22 protein-coding genes are annotated in these 22,492 nt (G+C 36.0%); 12 read left to right on the forward strand and 10 right to left on the reverse strand.

Translation table 11 applies throughout. The annotated features are described in order from the left end of the window. Positions 1 to 8: 8 nt before the first annotated feature. Positions 9 to 1,802, reverse strand: a complete 1,794-nt coding sequence (locus FW781_RS15485; protein ID WP_149388252.1) for a tetratricopeptide repeat-containing sensor histidine kinase — start codon at positions 1,800 to 1,802, stop codon at positions 9 to 11. A gap of 133 nt (positions 1,803 to 1,935) precedes the next feature. Between FW781_RS15485 and FW781_RS15490 the strand changes: the two genes are divergently transcribed. The 3 genes from FW781_RS15490 (at position 1,936) to FW781_RS15500 (ending at position 4,999) form a co-directional block, all read left to right on the forward strand. Beyond that, positions 1,936 to 2,853 carry an SIMPL domain-containing protein gene (locus FW781_RS15490; RefSeq protein ID WP_149388253.1) on the forward strand — a complete coding sequence of 306 codons (918 nt, stop codon included), beginning with the start codon at positions 1,936 to 1,938 and terminating at the stop codon, positions 2,851 to 2,853. Between the two features lie 112 nt (positions 2,854 to 2,965). Beyond that, positions 2,966 to 3,646: an SIMPL domain-containing protein gene (locus FW781_RS15495; protein ID WP_149388254.1), complete on the forward strand. Its 681-nt coding sequence runs from the start codon at positions 2,966 to 2,968 to the stop codon at positions 3,644 to 3,646. 165 nt (positions 3,647 to 3,811) lie between these two features. Next, entirely contained in the window at positions 3,812 to 4,999 is a 1,188-nt protein-coding gene (locus tag FW781_RS15500; protein ID WP_149388255.1) for a VWA domain-containing protein, read from the forward strand. 371 nt (positions 5,000 to 5,370) lie between these two features. Here the strand turns inward: FW781_RS15500 and FW781_RS15505 are convergent, their stop codons facing one another. Beyond that, positions 5,371 to 6,576: an NAD(P)/FAD-dependent oxidoreductase gene (locus FW781_RS15505; protein WP_149388256.1), complete on the reverse strand. Its 1,206-nt coding sequence runs from the start codon at positions 6,574 to 6,576 to the stop codon at positions 5,371 to 5,373. A gap of 114 nt (positions 6,577 to 6,690) precedes the next feature. Between FW781_RS15505 and FW781_RS15510 the strand changes: the two genes are divergently transcribed. Then, positions 6,691 to 7,071: a SpoIIAA family protein gene (locus FW781_RS15510; RefSeq protein ID WP_047377160.1), complete on the forward strand. Its 381-nt coding sequence runs from the start codon at positions 6,691 to 6,693 to the stop codon at positions 7,069 to 7,071. 72 nt (positions 7,072 to 7,143) lie between these two features. Here the strand turns inward: FW781_RS15510 and FW781_RS15515 are convergent, their stop codons facing one another. After that, positions 7,144 to 8,346, reverse strand: a complete 1,203-nt coding sequence (locus FW781_RS15515) for an MFS transporter (RefSeq protein WP_149388257.1) — start codon at positions 8,344 to 8,346, stop codon at positions 7,144 to 7,146. Positions 8,347 to 8,528: 182 nt separating this feature from the next. On the opposite strand from FW781_RS15515, the gene FW781_RS15520 reads away from it, so the two are divergent. Beyond that, positions 8,529 to 9,428 carry an AraC family transcriptional regulator gene (locus FW781_RS15520; protein ID WP_149388258.1) on the forward strand — a complete coding sequence of 300 codons (900 nt, stop codon included), beginning with the start codon at positions 8,529 to 8,531 and terminating at the stop codon, positions 9,426 to 9,428. 291 nt (positions 9,429 to 9,719) lie between these two features. Here FW781_RS15520 and lipA read toward each other — a convergent pair whose 3' ends face one another. Then, positions 9,720 to 10,586, reverse strand: a complete 867-nt coding sequence (gene lipA / locus FW781_RS15525; protein WP_027374985.1) for a lipoyl synthase — start codon at positions 10,584 to 10,586, stop codon at positions 9,720 to 9,722. A gap of 113 nt (positions 10,587 to 10,699) precedes the next feature. Between lipA and FW781_RS15530 the strand changes: the two genes are divergently transcribed. Further along, complete coding sequence (locus FW781_RS15530) at positions 10,700 to 11,332, forward strand: hypothetical protein (protein WP_149388259.1); 633 nt, start codon at positions 10,700 to 10,702, stop codon at positions 11,330 to 11,332. A gap of 96 nt (positions 11,333 to 11,428) precedes the next feature. Here FW781_RS15530 and FW781_RS15535 read toward each other — a convergent pair whose 3' ends face one another. Next, positions 11,429 to 11,989, reverse strand: a complete 561-nt coding sequence (locus FW781_RS15535) for an RNA polymerase sigma factor (protein WP_149388260.1) — start codon at positions 11,987 to 11,989, stop codon at positions 11,429 to 11,431. Between the two features lie 176 nt (positions 11,990 to 12,165). Here FW781_RS15535 and tyrS point away from each other — a divergent pair, with 176 nt between their 5' ends. Beyond that, positions 12,166 to 13,461 carry a tyrosine--tRNA ligase gene (gene tyrS / locus FW781_RS15540; RefSeq protein ID WP_149388261.1) on the forward strand — a complete coding sequence of 432 codons (1,296 nt, stop codon included), beginning with the start codon at positions 12,166 to 12,168 and terminating at the stop codon, positions 13,459 to 13,461. 70 nt (positions 13,462 to 13,531) lie between these two features. Here the strand turns inward: tyrS and FW781_RS15545 are convergent, their stop codons facing one another. Beyond that, positions 13,532 to 13,951 carry a hypothetical protein gene (locus FW781_RS15545; RefSeq protein ID WP_149388262.1) on the reverse strand — a complete coding sequence of 140 codons (420 nt, stop codon included), beginning with the start codon at positions 13,949 to 13,951 and terminating at the stop codon, positions 13,532 to 13,534. A gap of 200 nt (positions 13,952 to 14,151) precedes the next feature. On the opposite strand from FW781_RS15545, the gene FW781_RS15550 reads away from it, so the two are divergent. Both FW781_RS15550 and FW781_RS15555 read left to right on the forward strand, forming a co-directional pair. After that, positions 14,152 to 16,125 (forward strand): tetratricopeptide repeat-containing sensor histidine kinase, encoded by a 1,974-nt coding sequence (locus FW781_RS15550; protein ID WP_149388263.1) that lies wholly within the window; start codon positions 14,152 to 14,154, stop codon positions 16,123 to 16,125. Further along, positions 16,115 to 16,753, forward strand: a complete 639-nt coding sequence (locus FW781_RS15555) for a response regulator (RefSeq protein WP_149388264.1) — start codon at positions 16,115 to 16,117, stop codon at positions 16,751 to 16,753. The genes FW781_RS15550 and FW781_RS15555 overlap by 11 nt, the downstream gene beginning before the upstream one ends. Before the next feature lie 48 nt (positions 16,754 to 16,801). Here FW781_RS15555 and FW781_RS15560 read toward each other — a convergent pair whose 3' ends face one another. Further along, a complete protein-coding gene (locus tag FW781_RS15560) occupies positions 16,802 to 17,233 on the reverse strand; it encodes a hypothetical protein (RefSeq protein WP_223601703.1) in 432 nt (143 codons plus the stop codon). 246 nt (positions 17,234 to 17,479) lie between these two features. Here FW781_RS15560 and FW781_RS15565 point away from each other — a divergent pair, with 246 nt between their 5' ends. The 3 genes from FW781_RS15565 (at position 17,480) to FW781_RS15575 (ending at position 20,089) form a co-directional block, all read left to right on the forward strand. Next, positions 17,480 to 18,118: an alpha/beta hydrolase gene (locus FW781_RS15565; RefSeq protein WP_047381019.1), complete on the forward strand. Its 639-nt coding sequence runs from the start codon at positions 17,480 to 17,482 to the stop codon at positions 18,116 to 18,118. 119 nt (positions 18,119 to 18,237) lie between these two features. After that, positions 18,238 to 19,557 (forward strand): PDZ domain-containing protein, encoded by a 1,320-nt coding sequence (locus FW781_RS15570; RefSeq protein WP_149388265.1) that lies wholly within the window; start codon positions 18,238 to 18,240, stop codon positions 19,555 to 19,557. A gap of 4 nt (positions 19,558 to 19,561) precedes the next feature. Further along, complete coding sequence (locus FW781_RS15575) at positions 19,562 to 20,089, forward strand: hypothetical protein (RefSeq protein ID WP_149388266.1); 528 nt, start codon at positions 19,562 to 19,564, stop codon at positions 20,087 to 20,089. Here the strand turns inward: FW781_RS15575 and FW781_RS15580 are convergent. The 3 genes from FW781_RS15580 to FW781_RS15590 all read right to left on the reverse strand — a co-directional run bounded on the left by FW781_RS15580 (position 20,082) and on the right by FW781_RS15590 (position 22,447). Then, positions 20,082 to 21,125, reverse strand: a complete 1,044-nt coding sequence (locus tag FW781_RS15580) for a L,D-transpeptidase (protein ID WP_172625738.1) — start codon at positions 21,123 to 21,125, stop codon at positions 20,082 to 20,084. The two genes, FW781_RS15575 and FW781_RS15580, sit on opposite strands and share 8 nt — an antisense overlap. Positions 21,126 to 21,310: 185 nt before the next feature. Next, positions 21,311 to 22,150 carry an XAC2610-related protein gene (locus tag FW781_RS15585; protein ID WP_149388267.1) on the reverse strand — a complete coding sequence of 280 codons (840 nt, stop codon included), beginning with the start codon at positions 22,148 to 22,150 and terminating at the stop codon, positions 21,311 to 21,313. Between the two features lie 9 nt (positions 22,151 to 22,159). Then, complete coding sequence (locus FW781_RS15590) at positions 22,160 to 22,447, reverse strand: hypothetical protein (RefSeq protein ID WP_149388268.1); 288 nt, start codon at positions 22,445 to 22,447, stop codon at positions 22,160 to 22,162. Positions 22,448 to 22,492: the final 45 nt, after the last annotated feature.

Consider the following 22,492-nt stretch of genomic DNA (forward strand, 5'->3'; position numbering starts at 1 on the left):
AATTCAACTTAGCTCAGATTGATTTGAAGGGTCACCAACACTCCACTGCTATTTTCCTTATCTTTTACAGAGCAGGTAATATCTTTCTTATACAGATCGTTCAGAAGCTGGATTCTTTCCAGTGTATTTTTCATTCCTCTGCCCTCTCTTGTCTTTTGATGCTGGGTTTTCTGCTTTTTACTTTCTTCAATGCCTATTCCGTTGTCTTCAATAAGAATTTTAAGGTGTGATTCACTTTTATCAAAGCTTAATTTTAAAAATCCTTTTTCAGATCTGTAGCGGAGTCCATGCCAGACTGCATTTTCCAGAAACGGCTGTATAAGCATTCCCGGAACTTGCAGGTTTTGCATATTCAGGCTTTCATCTACATCAATTTCATAATCGAACTTATCTGCAAAACGTGTTTTTTCTAAAGCAAGATAATTTTGAAGAAGATCAAGCTCCTGCTGGAAAGGAATAAAATCTTCGGCAGAGTTTTCCATTACGCCGCGCATCAGCTTGGAGAATTTTGTCAGATACTGATTGGCTTCCAGCTCATTATTGGTGGCTATAAAGTGGTTGACACTATTTAAACTGTTAAAAATAAAATGTGGATTCATCTCTCTGCGCAATGACTGAAGAGCAATTTTTTTATTCTTTGTCTGAACTTTTTTGAGTGTTCTGAAAATAAAAATAATCAATCCCGTCAACAGAATTAGAGCTCCGATCAGACTATAGTTGAATACATTTTTCTTGCGGATAAGCTCGTCTTTCAATTCTCTTTCTTTTTCCAGCTGAGAAATCCGTTGTTCCGTATCTTCAAGAATTTTATTGTCTACAAGGCTTCTGTCCTTGGAAACCAGGTTGGGAAGTTTTCCCAAAAAGTCTCTGTACAATTGAACGGAGGCATCTATATTTCCTGAAATAGCATAAAGGCTATCCAGTTTTTTTACACTTTTCTGCGCTTCTAATGTATGACCTTTGTCCAAAGCAATTCCATAGGCATTTTTCAAAAGATCTACTGCCTCTTTCGGATCATTCTTTTTAATATAAATATCTGCCAGTTCCTGAATCTGATTGACTTTCTCCTGCGAGTTTTCTTTTACAAAATCTTCTTTCAGTACTTTCTTTTTGGCTTCAATAGCCTTTTCAAAGTTCTTGTTTTCAACATAAAGATCTGCAAGCTTCTGATTGATGGCTAATGCCTGTTGAGGTGCTTCTTTTTTGGAAATTTTATAAGCGGTATTCAGGTTTTCTTCGGCACTGGAAACATCTTTCTGCTTTAGATTGACATCAGCCAGCTGACTGTAGCTTTCCGCAAGATCGCCCTGTTCGTTTTCTTTTTTACTCAGATTGATATTACTCTGAATAGCTTCAGCTTTCAGTTCAGGCGTAGGAGAAGAGAGTCTTGTGACGTCATTAGAGTTGACCGCCTTACTTTTTTCACTATACCCCATTTTTGCCGCTCTGCCATAGTTACTGATAGCAGGCGTTATTTTATTCTGCTTTTCCTGTGACTGGGCCAATCTTCGGGTTGCTTTTTCAATATTGGGCTTGTCATTCAGTTTTTCATACAGATTTTTAGCTTTAGTATAATATTCTTCACTCTTCGAAAAATTCCCGCTGTTAAAAAAGGTTTCTCCAATATTATAATAAGAATCTGCCTGGGCAGGTTCATTTTTTGTATCCATTGCTTTTTTCAGCTTCTTCGTTTCCACCTGCACATCTTCTACAGCAGCACTGCTGTTAGTAGTCGTCTGGGAAGATATTGTATTTCCCCAAAACATCAGTAGAAAGGTGGTAAGAAGTGTAAGCATTTTCATAAAACAAAGATATACATATATATAGTGTACTCAAAAACTATTCACCAAGTGAAGTTTCCCTTTCACCAAGTTTACTCTTTGATACTGTGAGCGTAAAGCTAAGTTTGGGACAGAATAATTAAAATTAAAAATCATGAAAAAACTAACTCTCTCTTTTTTCTTCATTACTGTAACTTTTTTAAGTCTTTCAAAGGCACAGGTCGGAGGAAACCAGATCTACAAAGACAGAAATAATACCGACTATTCCACTTCCAGAAATTTACCTGAATTCATCAATATTAATAACTATTCTGCTACCGATTCTACACTGATTGTCACTGTAAAAGTATTGATGAACAAAACGGCAGACCGCTATAAACTTACTCTGGGCTTGAATGAAGAAGCGGCCACTCCCAAAATTGCCATTGAACATATCAACAGAAGGATTAATGGTTTTATAAAAAGGATATCATCAATGGGTATCAAAGACGATGATATTTTTGTGGACTTTATCTCTCAGACGAAAATCTATGATTACAACATCAATAAAGACTCACAGACTGCCGTCCAGAAAATGGATGGTTTCGAAACCAAGAAAAATATCATTATCACAGTAAACAAGCATTCAATGATAGAAAAACTGATCTCTGAAGCTTCAGACTTCCAGATTTATGATATTATTAAAGTGGATTACATCAACAATGATATTGATAAAATCCAGGAAGATCTTCTCAAGGAGGCTTACGCTGTTTTTGACAAAAAGAAGGAAAATTATTTTAACCTGTTTAAAAAGGAAATTATGGGAAACCCCACAGCTTCTTCAGGCTTTACTTATGTTTTTCCTAAAAACCAATATCAGAATTATGCAGCCTTTGAAAGTGCCAATATTACCTATGGATATGATACCAGATATGTCAAAAAGGAGGAGCGAAAATCAAAGACCTTTTACTATGACGGAACAGATTATACCGGCTTTGATAAGGTTATTAATAACTCCGATCCTGAAGTAGGTATACAATATATTATGAACCTCAGCGTAAAGTATGATCTGAAGAAAAATAAAGAGAAGTAATTCATTTCTCAAGGCTCACCAAGTGAAAGCTCCATTTCACCAAGTCTCCCGAATTCCGGTTTCTGATCTGTGTAATTTTACATCAGAATTAAAAATTTAAAAACAGGAAATTATGAAATTGAAACATTTTTTATTAATCGGAATTTTAACTCTTGGAAGCTTTGTTAATGCTCAGACACAAGAAATAAAGAAAAATGCAATTGAAGTAACGGGCGTTGCTGAAATGGAAGTAGAACCGGATGAAATCATCTTCAGCATCGGAATAAAAGCAGATAACAAAAATGATCTGGCTGATAATGAGAAGAAGTTATTTGAAACCTTAAAGAATGCTGGAGTAAAGAACGAAGACATTAAGTTCAAATCAATGTATCAGAATATATATTCTAAAACGGCTAAGTTTACTAAAAGCTATCAGTTTAAAGCCAGCACAAAATCAAGCCTGAGTAAAATCTTTGAAGACCTGAACCAAAAATGGGTAAGCAGCCTGAACATCGCAGAGGTAAAGAGTACTAAAATTGCAGATTTCAGAAAAGCGGTAAAGATTAATGCTTTGAAAGCCGCTAAAGAAAAAGCAGATTATTTGTTGGAAAGCATGGGTAAAAAGACAGGAAATGCTCTTGAAATCGTAGAAATAGAAGATTATACGAGCGACATGATCATGCCCGTTGCTTACAAAGGAAGAGCAAGCAATATACAGATGGAAATGGCTGAGGCTCCGGTAGATTATTCTTTTGATAATATTGAAAATATCAAGCTGAAATACAGCATTAAAACACGATACGAAATCCTTTAAACAACAGATGTAAAAAGACAGTTCCTTTAGGAGCTGTTTTTTTATTTTCCTCCAGCCAAAACTTCACCAAGTCAAAAGGCTGCTTCACCAAGTTTCCCGATTTCCAGCCTTAAATAGGGATAATTTTACTTCAGGAATTCAATATAACCCATAAAAAATAAAAATATGACAACTTTAAAAATCTTAGCACTTGCAGCAGGTACAGCTTTTTTAAGCTCCGGTAATATTCCGGACAACCGCTCTATAAATAATACTGACAATAATTTACCAGAACAAAAAATATCATTGATTCCGGTAAGATCAGACTTAAAAGACAATAAAATTCAGGTCGCTCTTTTACTGGATACTTCCAACAGTATGGACGGATTGATTGATCAGGCAAAATCCAGACTGTGGAATATTGTGAATACTTTGACCACTTTAAAGTACAACGGAAAAGCACCCCAGATTGAAATTGCCCTGTATGAATATGGTAACGACGGAATTCGTGATGAAAATTATATCCGCCAGGTTGCTCCTCTTACTCAGGATCTTGATCTTATTTCTGAAAAATTATTCGCCTTAAGAACTAATGGCGGTAGTGAGTATTGCGGAGCTGTGATCCGTGATGCTTCTGCCAACCTGAACTGGGACAGCAATGATAAAAGTATGAAACTGATTTATATTGCAGGAAATGAAGCATTCAATCAGGGGAAAATAAATTATAAGGATGTTGTTTCAAAAACAAAGGATAAAAATATTTATACCAACACCATTTTCTGTGGAAGCCGGGAAGAAGGAATCCAGACGTTCTGGCAAAACGGAGCATCTTTGGGAGGCGGAAAATATTTTAATATAGACAGTGACAGAAAAGTAATCTATATAGAAACACCTTACGACATCAGAATTTCCGAATGCAATGCAAAGCTGAACGATACTTACATCTATTATGGAAACCATGGTTCTGAATACAGACTAAAGCAGATCATGCAGGATAAAAACGCTGAATCACAGTCAGCATCCAACTTAGTGGAAAGGGCTGTTGCCAAATCTAAAAAGAATGCTTACAAAAATGACCACTGGGATCTGGTGGATAAGGCCGAAAAGGATGCCGGATTTATTGCCAATGTAAAAGAAAGTGAACTTCCTGCCGAGCTGAAGGGAAAAAGCAAAAAAGAAATTCAAAAAACCATTACGGCAAAGTCTGCCGCTCGTGATAAAATTCAGAAAGAAATTGAAGAGCTTTCCAAAAAGCGCCAAGCCTATATAGACGGAGAAATGAAGAAAAGAGGCACTGATGATTCTGACGATCTTGGAAAAGCCATTGAGAGTTCTATTGTTGAACTGGCTAAAAAAAATGGGTATAGTTTGTAGTTTAAAAGCGGGTTTTACCCGCTTTTATATGTTATTAAATACGTGTAAACCACCCCGTCAAAATATTCTTTGAATTTTCGCCACCCCTCCAGAGGAAGGGAATTAAGCATCTGCAATTGGAGTATTTGTTGGAGTATCTATTTATTACATTTTTTCCAAGTAATTTAACCAGGATTCCTACAGAATGATGCAATTGAAACGCCGGTTTATTCAGGCAGTTTGTCATTCCGTAGGAGTCTAAACAGTTTTTATGGATAGATTCAAAATCGAAGGTTTTCAGAAACTTAATTTTACTTCTAAAATATTTAGTAGTAGCCTAATAACTTAAGTGTTTAAAGATTTGTAGATTTTGCGGCTATAAAAATCCCGTATTATCTTCCAAATTTAAAATACCTTGACAACGGATGTTTCTTATTTTTCATAAACAGAGAAGCCATTTTCATCCCTGTTACTGAAAAGGTAATTCCGTTTCCTCCAAAACCTAATACAAAATAGGAGTTTCTCAATTTTTTATGTTCTCCGATATAAGGCAGACCATCTTTTGTCTCTCCAAAAGCTCCTGCCCAAACAAAATCTGGATAAAAATGGTAATCAGGCTTTATTTTCTTCAGACTTTTAAGAATTTCTTTTTCTTTTTTATTAAGGAGAGCATCTCGTTTTTCAGCGTTATAAAAGTCTTCGTCACCTCCTCCGATAAGCATTCTCCCATCATCGGTAGTCCGCATGTAGAGATAAGGATCATCGGTATTCCAGACCAACGTACTGCCGATATTTTTAAACCTGTCTTTGTCTATTTCAGAAACCACGGCATAGGTACTTTTCAGATTCACAAAGTTTTCTTTCAGTAAATTTTTACTTTCATAACCAATGCAGTAAATGATCTTTTTTGCTTTGATTTGATAGCCACTGTTTACCGTAACCAGATTAAAACCTTTATGCTCCTCCACTTTTACCATTTCGGTTTTATCAAATATCTTTAATCCTTTTTTTACATTGTGCATAAAAAGCTCATGAGCAAACTGAAAAGCATCAATGCTGGCTCCCTGTTTGGATAATATTCCACCATAGGTATTTTCAAATTCAAATTTTTCCAGAATCTGTTCTCCTTCCAGCCATTGTACTTCAAATCCGTTTTCTTTTCTCACTTCATATTCTTTCTTCAGCCATTCTGCGTCTTTCTTTTTAGAAGCAAAATACAGGGATTTTTTTCGTTTAAAACCTGCATTGGATTTGATCATTTTTGAAAGCTTTTCTAATGTATCAATGGCATCACTACAGGCATTATAACTTGAAACAGCGCCTTTCTCCCCTATTTTTTCTATCAGTTCATAAAGAGGAACGTCTATTTCGTACTGCAGCATTGAAGTTGTAGCAGAAGTACTTCCATTGCAAAGTTCTCTTTTATCAATAAGGATTGTACTGTACCCGTCTTCTATCATCTGATGGGCAATCAGGCTTCCTGTAATACCACCTCCCACAATGAGAACATCGCATTTTTCATTTGATTTTAAAGAAGGATAAGATGCTAGCAGTCCGTTTTTTAAAAGCCAGAAAGGTTCATTTGATTTGAGATCCATATTGATATTTTATACTAAAAGTAACAATATTTATACCTTTTTTAACAATTTCCTGTCAAATTATGGTGTAATTATTGTTATTCTTTTAAACTCAACCACCATAAAATATTTATTATGATAACAATTATTCCAGAAGCCCCGGAAAATGTTGCAGCATTCAATGCAACGGGAGAAGTAACGAAAGAGGATTTTGAAAGACTGGTAATTCCGCGCGTAAAAGAGAAGGTAGAGCAATTCGGTGAGCTGAATTATTTATTGTATTTGGATACCGATCTGGATAATTTTACCATGGGAGCATGGCTTGAAGATCTGCTGTTAGGATTGAAAAATCTTACCAACTGGAATCGGTCAGCCATTGTTACAGACAAAGAAGGTATACGAGATTTTACCAGCATTTTCAGTGTTCTGATGCCGGGAGAGTTTAAATCTTTCCCTAAAGAAAATTTATACAATGCCCTCTATTGGTGCAAAAATGGAGATGAGGTAGAGGCATAAAACTCATTTTATACAAAAGAGCCTGTTTCTGATTGAAACAGGCTCTTTTTTTATTCAATAGGTCATTTAATCTTATTTATCACAAGATACGCATTCTGCGGCTACTTCCTTTTCATTTTGAGCTCCGGAACCATACAGGTACATGTATCTAATACTTATAATCACTCCTATAAAAGTCATTCCTACCCCTACCAACGATGGATAGCTGAATGAATAACCATATTCCAGAGGAATTCCTCCAAGGAAAGCTCCCATTGCATTGGCAATATTAAAACCTGCCTGCATAAAAGCAGCGGCCATCATTTCGCTTTTTGGAGCAGCTTTCATCATCATAATATTGATGGGTGATGCAATAGACATAGATAAAGCGCCACACATAAAAGTCAGTATAAGAGCAATATTCTGATGTTCAGCAAGCAGGAAAACGCCTCCTAAAGAAATCATCATCAGGAAAATGAGAAGGGCACAGGTTTTTTCAGGTCCCAATTTATCTGAAACAACCCCTCCTACCAGGTTTCCAACTACCATCCCGGCTCCGGCAAGAACCATGACATAGGCCATTTGGCTGCTCTTGATTCCTGCAACAACAGTCATCAAAGGTGTAATATAACTCAGCCATGTGAAAAGACCTCCAAATCCAATCGCTGTAATGGCAAGTACCAGCCACGACTGTTTATTTTTAAGGAATTTCAACTCTTCCATGAAGTGGGTATTTTGGTTGGATTCCATTGCAGGAAGCCACAGTTTCAAAAATAATATGGCAAAAAGACCAATAACCGCTACAATAGCAAAGTACAGTCTCCAATGGAATGTATGTCCGATGTAAGTGACCAGAGGAACCATGGCCAGGTTGGCGACCGTAAGCCCTGTAAACATCATCGATATATAAAATGCCTCTTTCCCTTTTCCTGCCATTTTTGAAGCGACCACCGTTCCTACTCCGAAAAATGCTCCGTGAGGAAGCCCAGACAGAAAACGGATAATCAGCATACTGTTATAATCAGGAGCAATAGCAGAAAGCCCGTTAAATATCGTAAAAAGGATCATAAAAGCTATCAGAACTTTCTTCGGTGGGAATTTCACCGAGTACCCGATTAGAATTGGTGCGCCGATAACGACTCCCATGGCATAAGCAGAAATTAAATGTCCGGCCTGCGGGATCGTGATCTGTAATGTTTTTGCAATATCCGGCAATAGCCCCATTACGGTAAATTCCGTGGTTCCTATTCCCAAACCACCGATGGCCAGTGGTATTATTCTTTTATCAATCTTCATTGTATCTAAATCTTTTTTCTGAATTAATTTCTTTTAAATTAAAAATATCCGAGTGTCTTCTTTTTCAAAGTGCAAAATTCGAAAGAAAGTTTGAATTTCACTCCTCTTTGAATGATAAAAATTTGCTCCGTATTAACCTTTTTGTTTAATTTTATATTCAGAAACAATCAAATGAGAACAAGATGAAAATCCAGAAGGAAATTATTGAATTTGAAAAAGGGAAATCATTCAAACTATTTGCCCCTTCCCTGAAAAATTGTTTTTTCTGGCATTATCACCCGGAAATAGAATTGGTATATGTAGAAGCCGTAAACGGAATCCGGCATGTAGGAAAAGATATTTCGGGATTTACAGACAGTGATCTTTTACTGATCGGATCTAATGTTCCCCACCTTAATTTTGATTATGGAATTCAGACCGAATGCAGACAGCTGGTACTGCAGATGCGGGAAAGCTTCCTTCAGGATATTATTCTTCCTGTTCCTGAATTTGAAAATATTAAAGATCTTTTGGAACGTTCATATCTTGGGTTATCCTTTTCCGGAGAAACAAAAAATACAGTGGTTGAAAAACTACAGATCATTAAAGATAAAAACTCCTTTGAATCTTTGGTAGGATTAATTGAAATTCTACAGATCCTCGCCAATTCAAAAGAAGTAAAGGAACTCAACAAAGAAGACACCAGAATTAAATGGTTTTTGAATGATAAAATCAGAATGGGAACCATCTACGACTATATTCACGAAAATTACGACAAGAAACCCAATGTCAATGAAATTGCCAAAATTGTAAGTCTGAGCACGCCTGCTTTCTGCCGTTATTTTAAAAAACAGACCAATATGACCTTTACAGATTTTGTTAATAATTACAGGATAAATCAGGCTAAAATATTTTTGTTGAAAGATTATTCGGTGACTGAAGTTTGTTTTCAGGTAGGTTTTGAAAGTCTCTCATACTTTAATAAACTATTCAAACAGCATACTGGAGAAACGCCTTCTGAATTTAAGAAAAAACATTTTAAGCCGATTGAAATCAATGGCCGGATTGGGGTGATTACAAAGGAGACAGCGTGTAATAAATAGGATCAATTTGCAGGGTGTACAAAAATATTCACAGCTTTAGGTTTCGGCTAAAGCCGGATGATTTTTAATTCTATAATAAGCGACTAAAGTCCGCTTCTATTGATATTTAAATGAAACGTTATATTTTAACCACCCCGTCAAAAATTCTTTGAATTTTCGCCACCCCTCCGGAGGAGGGGAATTATGGAGACCGTTATTACTAATGGAGGCCATTCATTTCCCTAATCCCTGCAACCTAACATCTACAGCCTAAACAAAACAAAAACCGCTCATTGCTGAACGGTTTATATTTTAATGAATATGTTTTTCTGCGTGGTAAGAACTTCTTACAAGAGGAGAACTTTCAACGTGTCTGAAACCTAAGCTTCTGGCAAAATCTCCGAACTCATCAAATTCTTCAGGAGTGATGAATTTTTTTACAGGAAGATGCTTTTTAGTCGGTTGCAGATACTGGCCAAGAGTAATAACATCTACATTCGCATTTCTGATATCCTCAATCGTTTGGAAAACCTCATCTCTGGTTTCACCTAGTCCAAGCATTACGCCTGTTTTGGTTCTTCTTTGGCCGGCTTCTTTCAGATATCTTAATACTTCAAGGCTTCTTTCATATTTTGCCTGGATTCTCACTTCTCTGGTCAGACGTTTTACTGTTTCCATGTTGTGAGAGATTACTTCCGGAGCTACTTCTACCAGTCTGTCAAGATGTTTTGTGATACCCTGGAAATCCGGAATCAGGGTTTCCATAGTTGTTCCCGGAGAGATTCTTCTTACAGCATTTACTGTTTCTCCCCAAAGAATAGATCCCATATCTTTCAGATCATCACGGTCTACAGATGTAAGAACGGCATGTTTGATCTTCATTAATTTGATTGATCTTGCCACTTTTTCAGGCTCATCCCAGTTTACATCCAGTGGTTTTCCTGTTTTAACGCCACAGAATCCACAGCTTCTTGTACAGATATTTCCTAAAATCATGAAAGTAGCTGTACCTTCACCCCAACATTCTCCCATGTTCGGGCAGCTTCCGCTTTGGCAAATAGTATTTAATTTATATTTATCAACCAAAGTTCTCAGCTCTCTGTAATTCTTTCCGGTAGGAAGTTTTACGCGGATCCATTTTGGTTTTTGAACGGTAGTGTCTTGAACTGAATTTTCCATTTCTAAAATTGAAGTTCAAAGTTAAGGAATTTTTAATGGAAACCATCAACCAGAAATATTGATGAAACTTATAATTCAAAATTTCATGTACATTTAGGTTTTCAAAATTCTTTATGAGAAAAATAGTATTTCTTTTTTGTCTGGCAGCCGGCACATTCTGTCTTGCTCAAAAACAATTTCAGCCAGCGGGTTCTACCCTCCTTGAAATGGCAGACGGAGATCTTGATGGGGATAAAATTCCTGAAAAGGTAATCATCTACACAACAAAAGACGAAGGTGAGCTGGGAAAAATCCGTGAAATTCAAATCCTGAAAAAAGTCAACGAACAATGGACAATTCTTGAAAAATCAAAAAACGCCGTTATGGAAAGCAGCGCCGGAGGTATGATGGGAGATCCTTACAGGGAAACTAAAATAGAAAAAGGAATTCTGATCATTTCTCAGAATGGCGGAAGCAGCTGGAAATGGGATGTTACAGACAAATATAGATTTCAGAACGGACATTTTGAACTCATTGGCACCTCCTCCACTTCAGGAAGACCGGGAGATTACTGGAAGGATATTGATTTCAATCTTTCAACAGGACAGCTGAACTATTCAAAAGAAGTGGAAAACACTGCTGAATATGGTAAATCCTTAAAGGAAACCTATATTAAAAAGGGATTGAAGATCAATCTGCAAAACAGAAATCAGGAAAAACAACAAAAAATAATCCTTCCGAAAACAAAAGAAGAAGTTTATTTTTAAATTAAATTGTAAGATTTATGTTTTGGCTAAAGCCGATTTTGAATTTTTTTTTCAGTAAACGCTAAAGCCCGCTTCTATTGAATATTATTATTTAACTTAATTATCGTCAAACTCATTATTTTTCAACAATTCGGCTAAGACTTTTTTAGCACGCATGACCCGTACTTTGGTATTGGCAACGGAAATCCCCAGCTCTTCAGCAATTTCTTTGATGCTTTTTTCTTCAAAAAACCTCAATTTGATAATATCCTGATAGTTGGCATCCAGGGATTCTATGGTTTTGATGATCTTCTTCTGTTCTTCTTCAGAAATAAGGAGCTCTTCCGGAGATTTTGCATATTGATTTTTAACCTCATCAAGATTTTCAACGGCATCTTCGTTGTCACGGTTCTTTTTTCTCCAGAAATCGATAACGGTATTCTGTGCAATAGTGAGAATCCAGGTTTTAAACTGAAAATGAGGATCGAACATATCGAGTTTTGACAATACTTTTGAGAAAACATTTACGGTAATTTCATCGGCATCGTTTTCATCCCTCACCTTTTTCATTACAAAAGAGAAAACATCCACCCAAAAAACATTGATGAGTTTAGTCTGGGCCTTCTGGTCTTTATCCTTGGCCTTCTGTATGAGCAGGAATAGCTGTTCGTCGTTCATTAATAACAAATATAGCGTATTTGGGGCATAATTGCAAAAGGGAAAACAGTGAGCTTGCAAAGTTACCACCAAAGCATTTTCAGGTTTTTATCAATTTGCTTATTTGCTGGTTCTCCTTTTTCTCTTCCTTCTGAATTTACTATCTTTGCTTCTTAAAATTTTAAAGTTAACAATCAATGAATTCCTTTATAGAAGAACTGAAATGGCGTGGTCTGTTTGCCGATATGATGCCAGGAACCGATGAACAACTGAATAAAGAGGTAACTACTGCATATATTGGTTTTGATCCTACTGCCGATTCTTTACATATCGGAAGTCTTATCCAGATAAAAATTTTAGCTCACTTCCAGCAGCATGGCCACAAACCTATTGCCTTGGTAGGAGGTGCTACAGGAATGATTGGTGACCCTTCAGGGAAATCGGCTGAAAGAAATCTTCTTGATGAGGAAACTCTTTTACACTATGTTGACTGTTTAAAGAACCAGCTTTCAAAATTTTTAAATTTTGACGGAAACGAACCCAATAAAGCTGAATTGGTGAACAACTATGACTGGATGAAGAATATTTCTTTCCTTGATTTTGCTAAAAATGTAGGGAAAAATATCACAGTCAACTATATGATGGCTAAAGATTCTGTAAAGAAAAGACTTTCCGGAGACGCAGGTGTTGACGGAATGAGTTTTACAGAGTTCACCTACCAGTTAATTCAGGGATATGATTTCCTTCACTTATACCAAAATAACAATGTAAAGCTACAGATGGGAGGTTCTGACCAGTGGGGAAATATCACTACAGGAACAGAACTGATCCGTAGAAAAGCTCAGGGTGAAGCATTTGCATTAACGGTTCCTTTGATTACAAAAGCTGATGGCTCTAAATTCGGAAAATCTGAAAGCGGAGAAAACTATTGGCTGGATAAAAAGAAAACATCTCCTTACAAATTCTACCAGTTCTGGCTGAATGCTACGGATGATGATGCTGAAAGATTCATTAAGTTCTATACTTTCCTTGGAAAAGAAGAAATTGAAGCTTTAATCGAAGAGCATAAAACAGCGGCACACGAAAGAAAACTTCAAAAGAAACTTGCTGAAGAGGTAACGGTTTGGGTACATGGAAGAGAAGAATATGAAAAAGCACTGAAAGCTTCTGAAATTCTTTTCGGACGTTCCACTGCTAAAGATCTGGTAAGCCTTGATGAGGAAATATTTCTTGAAGTTTTTGACGGAGTTCCTCAGAAAGAAATTGCTAAAACTGATGTTTTAGGAGTGAATATTATTGATCTTCTTTCTGAAAAATCAGGATTCCTAAAATCTAAAAGCGAAGCTCAAAGAGAAATTAAAGGAAATGCAATTTCTGTCAACAAGCAAAAAGTAAATGATACTTTTACAGCTAATGAAACTGACCTTATTGACGGTAAATTCCTATTGCTCCAAAAAGGTAAGAAAAGCTACTTTATTGTTAAGGTAGGTTAATCTTAAATACCATAAAAAACAGGCGCTGAGATGAATCTCAGCGCCTGTTTTACGTCCTAAAAATTTGATATTAAAATGTATAGCTTGTAGAAGCTGATAAATACTGTCCGCTGGAAGTTCCTTCCTTTTTCAGTTCTCCGTCTACCCAGATCTGAACCTTCAAAGTAGCAGAAGCATCCGGTCCGATAGCATTTACTGCAACATTAGCACTGTATGCCCCCGGTTCTGATGTTACTTCAGGGCTGCTCCACGTTGATCCGCTAAGACTTGATGCTGTAGTAGGGTTACCGTCAATTCCGTACACCGCTACATCAATATTACTTCCCGAAGATGCGATGGCTTTAAAAACCACTTTATGGCTTTTTCCTGCTCCATTCACATTGTTGTCATCGTCATCATTACTGCATGAAGCTGTAAATCCAATAAGCATTACGGCTATTACTGCAACAAATGCACCTCTTAACAGCTGATTCATTCTCATTTTTTTCATAATCTTTTTGTTTAAATTTTAGTTACTATATTAAATATTCTATGATTCATGATTTGATGTTTGCAAAGCTATGAGCATCATTTATCTCTATCAATCCTGAAAAATCAGTAATTTTTTCTACCTAAATTCAGGTATTTTTTATGCTATTTTTTTTAATTAAATTGAACGTTTAAAAAAATATTTTTCAGAATTGATCCATAATGAAGAGATTACTTGTCCTATTAAGCCTATTTTTATTTTTTAAATTGCAATCCCAGCAAATCATTCCGCTTAATGAGAAATCTTATATAGACAGCTTGCAGAGTATTACAAAGGGAAATTTTCCCGATACTTCAAAAGCAACAGCTTCTTTCCTTTTATCAAATTATTATAGAAACAGTGATTCTGTTTTGAGTAAAAAATATCTTGCAAATGGAAAAATACTGGCCCGAAGCAACCCTTTCTTTTCAGCAAAATATTATTATTACGAAGGGCAGTATAACCTGGACAGGAACAAAAGGAAAGCGGGTATATCTTATCAGCAGGCTATCAAATCTTTATCTGAATTTAAAAGTGAAGAATCCGATTTTTTTCAGGCACTGGCCTGGTACAGCTACGGGGTTTCTCAAAAGGATAAGGAAGGATATATCCCTTTGGTTAAGATAATGCTTGAAAAAAGTATTCCTCTGGTTGAAAAATATAAAAACAGCAGAAATTTAGGTTTCTTATACACTCAGCTTGCAGTGATTCTTACTTACAATGCCCAGTTTAAAAAAGCTGAAGATTACAACAACAAAGCATTGAAAATCCTTGAAAAACAATATCCGGAATCCGCTGAATTATTTTTCACTTATCTCAATTCTGCCAACAATTTCTGCTATCAGGCGAATGGAGATGAAGCTGAAAAGTTTTTACATAAAGCAGAAAAGCTCATTCGCCCTTATCCGGAATCTTCCTCCAATGCATTTTATTATTACAGTAAAACACTTTTTTATATTACCCGGCAAAAAAATGAAGAAGCACTCCCGGTGATTGAAAAAGGGATCTTTTATGCAAAAAAATTCAATCAAAATCTTCTGGCTCAGATGTTTTATTTCAATAAGTATGATATTTTAAAGAAACTTAAAAGATATAAGGAAGCCAAAACTACTTTGGAGGATGTTTTAACGGAAAAGTCCTTAGCTATTGATCTTAACAACAGGAAAACTTTTTATAAGCAGCTTTCTTTGCTCAATGAAGAAACAGGAAATACCAGAGAAGCACTTCTATGGGAACAGAAATATTCTAAACTTAATGACAGCCTGAACACCGAGAATGTGAAGCTTGAAATCAACAAACTTGAATCTAAGTTCAATGCTGCTGAAAAAGAAAGGAAAATAGCGACTTTAAATGCTGAAAAAAACCAAAAGGATCTGGAGGTAAACAAGAAGAACTCTTATCTATGGGGAATGGGTCTTGTTTTACTGTTAGCATTAAGCCTTCTGGCCTTTCTGTATGTCATTTTCAGAAAAAATAAAAAAATAAACGAACAGAAAATAGAAGATATTAAACAAAAGGAAGAACTATCATTGACCAAAGCTATTCTGGATGGTGAAGAAAGAGAAAGAGAACGTATTGCAAGAGACCTACATGATGGTCTGGGCGGAATGCTTGCAGGGGTTAAAATCAATTTTTCTACATGGTCTTCCACTCATCTCCACCCTGAAAAGGATCAGGAATTTTATAAAATCTTAGGCCAGCTGGACAATTCTGTGAGTGAACTCCGGCATGTAGCCAGAAATTTAATGCCTGAATCATTGCTTAATTTTGGTTTGGAAACAGCCATGCATGATTTGTGTGAATTTTATAGTAGAAAAAACCTGGAAATTGATTTTCAGGCTATAGATATTAGTAAAACATTGCCTTTAAATATTCAGCTTAATATTTACAGAATTGTACAGGAATTATTGGCCAATGCTATAAAACACGCAGAAGCCAGCAGCATCTTGCTTCAATGCTCCCAATCCGGCAAAAATTTTCTGATCACCATTGAAGACAACGGAAAAGGTTTTGATAAAAATATAGAAAACACCACCAAAAGTATGGGACTTCGTAACCTGAAAAACAGGGTCAACTACCTGAAAGGAATAATGGAAATACATTCTGATGATCAGGGAACAGCTATTAACATAGAACTCAACATCCATGGAGAATGAGAAAATAAACATCATCATTGTGGATGATCATCCAATTGTCATCGAAGGTCTTCGAATGATGCTAAACAGCCAGCCTGTTTTTAACGTAGCAGGAAGTTTTACGACTGGTGCAGAAACCATCAATTTTATCCAATCAAAAATGGTGGATATTATTCTCCTTGATATTACACTACCCGATAGCAACGGCACGGAACTCTGCAGAGAAATAAAGAAAATATCCCCGAATACCTCAGTGATCATGTTCAGTAACCGCTCTGAGCGAAGTATAATCATGCAGTCTATACAAAACGGGGCAAGTGGTTATCTTCTCAAGAATACTTCTATTGATGAACTCGTCATATGCATCAAAGGTGCTCTTTCCGGAGATATTGTTTTCTGTAATGAGACAAAACAGATCATCAGCCGTCCTTCTCAGCATGATCTTCCAATGCCGCGGCTTACCAAAAGAGAAAAACAGATTCTGCAGATGGTAGCGCAGGGAAAAACAAGTAATATGATTGCCGAAGAGCTGTTCTTAAGTCCGCTTACTGTAGACACCCACCGTAAGAATCTGCTTCAGAAATTCCATGCCAAGAACTCAACAGAGCTTATTAATATTGCGATACAGCAACAATTGATTGAAAAATAAAAAAACCGCTTTTAGAGCGGTTTTTTGTATATAAATACTGTATTATTTTTATGGTTCTAAGAAACTGTAATCGATAGAAGCAACTAATACTCCTTTCCCTTTTTTCTTAACAGTTCTTGCAACTTCTCCATCTATATAAAGATTGATCGTTAACTCAGAATTATCATCCGGCATTGATGCATTAGCATCAAGATTCAACTGTGCCTGGCTGGAGTTCACAAAGAATTCTCCGCTTGTCCATGGTGAAGTTACCGGTGACTGTGGAGTATTGTATATCGTGTTCTGAGCCGTGCCCACCTGTGTTACAACACTTATAATGTTTCCTCCTGTAGTGGTTTTCACTTCAAACTGAACCACATGATCCTTAAATTCTTCATCGTCATCTTTTTTACAAGAATTAACAACGGTAATTACAGAAAATAATAAAACGAATAAAAAAGAAAGTCTAAGTAAACTTTTTGAATTGTAAAATTGCTTCATTTCTCCAAATAGATTTTTTAATGTTTCAAATATAAGTTTTTTATTAATATAAAAATAATTTTTATGAAAATTTTCCAACAAAGATTTCCAAATAATATCAAATCAACAAAAATAAAAACCAGCCTCTAAAGTCAAAAAATACACTTCAAAGAAACAATCCTTACACATAAAGCATCATCCGGCTAAAGTTCATTGTATGAATAATAAAAGTTAAGATTCTGAATGTAATTTAATTATCTTTGTTCTATGAATTTAGATTATCTAGTAAGGGAACCGGAAAATATTACCTCCAATACCCCTATTCTTTTTATGCTTCATGGCTACGGCAGTAACGAGCAGGATCTTTTCAGCTTCAGGGAAACACTTCCCAATGACTGGATCATTGTAAGTTTCAGAGCTCCACGCGATACTCAGTTTGAAGGATATTCCTGGTATGATATTAATTTCAACGATCCCGAAAATTTTATTGATGTTCCTCAGGCAAAGGAATCTTTAAATGCTGTATTGGAAAGTATGCTTAAGATCATCAACCATTATGGACTTACAGAAAGCAAGGCTCATCTGTGCGGTTTCAGCCAGGGAGGAATCTTGTGCTATGCTTTAGCTTTAAAACATCCTGAATTATTCAATTATGTTGCCTGTCTAAGCAGCTATCCTGAAGATAAAATTCTGGACGGTATTGTAAAAGATAAAAAGAAACTGGAAGGACTTCGTTTCTTCATTTCACATGGTTCCGATGATGCTGTGATTCCACTTGAATGGGGACGAAAAGCAGCTGATCTTCTGTATGATCTCAGCTGTTATTTCACTTTCAGAGAATATATGAGCGGGCATGGCGTTAATCAGAAGAATTATATGGATCTGATGGAATTTTTCTCCAAATAGAAAGAATCATTTTTTAAACATTTTCAACAAACAAATACAATTCATTGTAGTTTATATAAACATTCCAGCTTTTGGAATGTTTTTTTTTATCATAACGATAATTTCACTAAATTCAGTAAATGAAATTTAAGTTGCTTTTACTGGGATTATTTCTAAGCATTTTTATAAATGCCCAAAATTCTTTTGAGTTGATTAATACTAAAAAAGCGGTGATTCCTTTTCAGTTTATCAACAATCTTATCTTCATTCCTATCAATGTCAATGGTGCTGAGCTTACTTTTTTGCTGGATACAGGGGTTTCGGAAACCATACTTTTCAGTCTGGAGAATAAAGAACTCAAATTGAGCAATGTTGAAAAAGTCAAATTTTCCGGTCTTGGGGGAAGTTTAAGTATTGACGGCTTAAAATCTGAACGCAATTTGGGTAAAATAGGAAATGAAATTGTCAATACTTCCATGTCTATCTATATCATTATTGATGAAGAATTTAATATTTCACCTCATGTAGGAATTCCCGTCAATGGAGTTATCGGATATCATTTTTTTAAAGATCATCCTATTTACATTGATTATGCCTCAAAGAAAATAACAGTTTATGAAAATGCTGATCTTCTAAACAAGAAAACCAAAAGATTTGAAGAGTTCCCAATCACAATTGAAAAAGACAAACCTTATCTCTATGCCGGTGTGGAAATGACGAATGAAAAGAAAGATTCTAAACTTCTGATTGACCTTGGAAACAGTGATGCGATCTGGCTCTTCCCTACTCTTATTAAAAATTTTGTCTACAACAGACCCAATATTGATGATTTTCTGGGCCGTGGTTTCAATGGAGATATTTATGGTAAAAGAAGCCGTATTCATAATTTCTATCTTGGAAGGTTTAAATTTGAAAAACCTCTTACTGCTATGCCAGATGAATTTTCTATCCAGCATGTCAAATTAGTGGAAAGCAGAAAAGGTTCAGTGGGAAGCGAAATTATGAGAAGGTTTACTGTAATTTTTGATTATCCCAACCAAAAGCTATATTTGAGAAAAAACAGATATTTTGATGATCCTTTCCATTTTAATATGAGTGGTCTAGATTTCAAACAGGACGGCCTGGAATGGCAGCAGGACAAGATAAATATTGAAACTCAAAAATCAGCTACCGTAGTAAATGAAGTTTATAAAGATGCCTTTCAATATAAATTCAGTCTGAAACCTATATTTTCCATCGCAGGAGTAAGAAAAGATTCTCCCGCTTATAAAGCCGGCTTACAAAAAGATGACAAAATTATAAGCATCAATGGAGAACGAACATCAGATATGACTCTTGAAAAAATTGTAGAACTGATGAAATCAAATGAAGGAAGAAATATCAACATGGTTATTGAAAGGAAAAATCAAAAACTGACGTTGAGTTTCGCTCTGGAGGATCCCATTCCATATCAAGAATAAAAATATGAATACTGAAGAAAGTACCTTAGACAGAATAAGAACCCGGCCAAGATTTAAAATGTTTACTCATCTCACCAAGGAAGAGTACGCTGAAAATCTGAAAAAATATATGGAAGAGCATAAAGATGAGTTTTCAGGCAATATCAATAAGGAAGTTGCTACTATCTGGATAAAAACAGAATACGACAACTACTGGAAGCCCTGCCTTGCATTAAGGATAGAAATGGAAGACGAGCATACGGCAATACGCGGAGTATTTGGTCCCAGTTCGGCGGTATGGACATTCTTCATGTTCCTGTATTTTACTTTTTCTATTCTCTGGATGACTTTCTTCACTATGTATTACGTAGAGAAACAAATAAAAAGCGCTGAATACCCCTGGGCACTAAGCGCTTCTTTTATCATGTTATTTTTTATTCTTCTTACTTATATCGCTGCAAGATTCGGGCAGCATAAAGGGAAAGATGAAATGCTTAAGCTGAGAAAATTTGCTGAAGAATCTACTCTGCAGTTTGAAAAGAAAATTAATTAGACGGAGATTCTACAGGCTTTTCATTCTGAATAGGTGTAGCCATTGCTTTTGCCGTTTTGATAGAATCTGCTACTTTTTCTCTGTTACTTTGTTCTTTCAGCATTTTCGGAACTTCCGGTTCCAGGAGTTTTGTAAGTTCTTCAACGGATATATTGTTGGCATTAGGATCATCTAAAAGCTTTCTCCACGGCTTTCTTCCACCCCATTTATAATCTCCGAATACCATTACTGCCGTACCTTTAGCTTTAGTCGTAGCACCACCAGGATTCAGTATCCAGGTATCTGCATAGGAATACAGCCATTGGGCATCTTTCCTCAATAATCGAAGACATGAGTGTGAAGCAGGATATCCCGGAAGTGTATATTCATGCCATCCGATCCCTCCTATATTGTGAATATTAAAATTATAGGGAAGCTTCCATTCTGTGCTCACTGTGGAAATAGCCAGCTTCTTTTTCCAGTTGGCAAAAGTAAGCCCTCTTGTTGTCTGAGCAGCTTTTTTCCCCATACTTGTAGGTCCCCATTTCACAAGGCTTCCATTGGAATATACCGCAAAAGCCTGTATAGGATAAGAGAAGATAACGAACTTTTTCACTCCGCTTAATACATCTAACTGCATTGGGAATGGCGAATACGCCATCAAAGTTGTATCTATTTTCGCGGGAACCACCAGTGTATCGGCATTCCATTTACTTTTAGAGTCCAGTCTGTTTAAAGCTAAAATAGCAGTACGCTCTTCTACACTGTATTTCTTGCTGTATTCTGCATAGATAGAATCACGCATCTTTTTATCCTTTGGAAGAACAAAAGCATTATAAAAACCATTTTCCTGCATTACAGGTGGAACAGATTCTTTCTTTACCACAGGAACAGAATCTTTCTTTATAGAGTCCTTTTCTACCTCCGGGGTCTCCGAAGCAGACACAGTATCTTTAAAAGTATCGCTTATTTTGTCTATTTCTTTTTTACAGGAAACAAGAAAAACTGCGCATAAACATGCATAAAGAAAGGATTTTTTCACAGATATGTTTTTCATAAATAAATCGGCCATTTAGTTTGGCTACCCAGTACAAATATCAGACCTAAAATTGAATCACAAAAGACATTATCAAAAATACCGTAAAAAAACGGAGGTTTTATCACTGAAAATGAGGAGTTAAAGCTGGAAAGTTTTATAAAAATATAGATTTTAAGGGTGTTTTCAAACGTTGAACAGAAACATTATTCTTCTGTCTGTTCTTTTGTGGCAACCCACTCTAAAGTTCCTTTTTTACCGAAGCGGTAGATGTCCTGATGCCACCTTGCTCCTCCTCTACATCCTGTTTTTAAAAGCTTCTTATCTTTTTCTATAGTCACATCACAAAGGCATGAACAGCTTGAACGGGAATAATCCGGCTCTTTAAGTTTTTCAAAACGTTTGCTTCCAGTATTGTAGAGATAAACATCAAACATCCTGTACACACCCATTCCATCATCAGGAACAGAGAATGCGATATCATCATAGCCGTCAAAGTTATAATCCTCTATAATGCTCTGTCTGACAAAAGAAGGTTTATCAGGAGCGGAAAGCTCTATAGTTGTTGTTTTCCCGTCAGGATAAGTAATGGTAAAATGATTATTATAAAAATGATTAAACGAAAGTAAAGCCCCATGCAGGAGATATTTGCCATTTCCGTCGTACTTTTTTTCATCTTCAACCATTTCCAGCGTAAACTTTCTGTTGTCTTTTCCTCTTGTATAGCTAATGTTTGAAGTCTGATGATGCATGATTTCAAACCTATACACTCCATTTATTTTCCCTTCAATCATTTCATTCCAAATGTAATACTCGATATCCGGCTGTCCATCGTTTCTCCCGTCAGTATCCACTCTAAAACTTTTTACCTGTAAAGGGATGATTTCTTTCTTCCCTGTATACTGCACAAAAGCTCCTTTGCCTTGCGCTCCGTAATAAAGCGTGAGCCTGAACTCTTTTGCTTCTCCTGTAGATTTCAGGGTAAAAGGCTGCGCGAAATACACGTCAGAGATCATGATAATACAGAACAGCAATAATTTTTTCATAGGACTAATTTATATAATCAGATTCACTACAAACCTTACAATCCATAAGAGTACGATCAAAAGCAGTATTGAAAACTGAACTTTATTGACATTTTTATTTCCGAATTTCCATACGAGAATCCGATCTATGATAATCACGAGTAATATGGGAATGAGGCTGAACAGGATATACATTCCGAATAATCCATCAGGAGCCGAGGATCCATTCATCAGGATAATAGAAGCAATCAATCCGGCAATGATCGCGGTGATCCCAATAATAAAAAAGAGCGTCCAGTTTTGAAATTGTTTTTTCATGAATTATAGTATCAGTGATTGGTGAAGGTGAAGTGGAATGAATCT

This window comes from Chryseobacterium panacisoli, assembly GCF_008274625.1.
GTDB lineage: Bacteria > Bacteroidota > Bacteroidia > Flavobacteriales > Weeksellaceae > Chryseobacterium > Chryseobacterium panacisoli.

Coding starts and splice junctions, on each gene's coding strand:
- FW781_RS15580 (WP_172625738.1), bottom strand. CDS start 21,125: ATGAAAAACATATCTGTGAAAAAATCCTTTCTTTATGCATGTTTATGC.
- FW781_RS15495 (WP_149388254.1), top strand. CDS start 2,966: ATGAAATTGAAACATTTTTTATTAATCGGAATTTTAACTCTTGGAAGC.
- FW781_RS15550 (WP_149388263.1), top strand. CDS start 14,152: ATGAAGAGATTACTTGTCCTATTAAGCCTATTTTTATTTTTTAAATTG.
- FW781_RS15555 (WP_149388264.1), top strand. CDS start 16,115: ATGGAGAATGAGAAAATAAACATCATCATTGTGGATGATCATCCAATT.
- FW781_RS15575 (WP_149388266.1), top strand. CDS start 19,562: ATGAATACTGAAGAAAGTACCTTAGACAGAATAAGAACCCGGCCAAGA.
- FW781_RS15545 (WP_149388262.1), bottom strand. CDS start 13,951: ATGAAAAAAATGAGAATGAATCAGCTGTTAAGAGGTGCATTTGTTGCA.
- FW781_RS15570 (WP_149388265.1), top strand. CDS start 18,238: ATGAAATTTAAGTTGCTTTTACTGGGATTATTTCTAAGCATTTTTATA.
- FW781_RS15535 (WP_149388260.1), bottom strand. CDS start 11,989: ATGAACGACGAACAGCTATTCCTGCTCATACAGAAGGCCAAGGATAAA.
- FW781_RS15505 (WP_149388256.1), bottom strand. CDS start 6,576: ATGGATCTCAAATCAAATGAACCTTTCTGGCTTTTAAAAAACGGACTG.
- FW781_RS15515 (WP_149388257.1), bottom strand. CDS start 8,346: ATGAAGATTGATAAAAGAATAATACCACTGGCCATCGGTGGTTTGGGA.
- FW781_RS15520 (WP_149388258.1), top strand. CDS start 8,529: ATGAAAATCCAGAAGGAAATTATTGAATTTGAAAAAGGGAAATCATTC.
- lipA (WP_027374985.1), bottom strand. CDS start 10,586: ATGGAAAATTCAGTTCAAGACACTACCGTTCAAAAACCAAAATGGATC.
- FW781_RS15500 (WP_149388255.1), top strand. CDS start 3,812: ATGACAACTTTAAAAATCTTAGCACTTGCAGCAGGTACAGCTTTTTTA.
- FW781_RS15485 (WP_149388252.1), bottom strand. CDS start 1,802: ATGAAAATGCTTACACTTCTTACCACCTTTCTACTGATGTTTTGGGGA.
- FW781_RS15590 (WP_149388268.1), bottom strand. CDS start 22,447: ATGAAAAAACAATTTCAAAACTGGACGCTCTTTTTTATTATTGGGATC.
- FW781_RS15585 (WP_149388267.1), bottom strand. CDS start 22,150: ATGAAAAAATTATTGCTGTTCTGTATTATCATGATCTCTGACGTGTAT.
- FW781_RS15530 (WP_149388259.1), top strand. CDS start 10,700: ATGAGAAAAATAGTATTTCTTTTTTGTCTGGCAGCCGGCACATTCTGT.
- FW781_RS15510 (WP_047377160.1), top strand. CDS start 6,691: ATGATAACAATTATTCCAGAAGCCCCGGAAAATGTTGCAGCATTCAAT.
- FW781_RS15490 (WP_149388253.1), top strand. CDS start 1,936: ATGAAAAAACTAACTCTCTCTTTTTTCTTCATTACTGTAACTTTTTTA.
- FW781_RS15565 (WP_047381019.1), top strand. CDS start 17,480: ATGAATTTAGATTATCTAGTAAGGGAACCGGAAAATATTACCTCCAAT.
- tyrS (WP_149388261.1), top strand. CDS start 12,166: ATGAATTCCTTTATAGAAGAACTGAAATGGCGTGGTCTGTTTGCCGAT.
- FW781_RS15560 (WP_223601703.1), bottom strand. CDS start 17,233: ATGAAGCAATTTTACAATTCAAAAAGTTTACTTAGACTTTCTTTTTTA.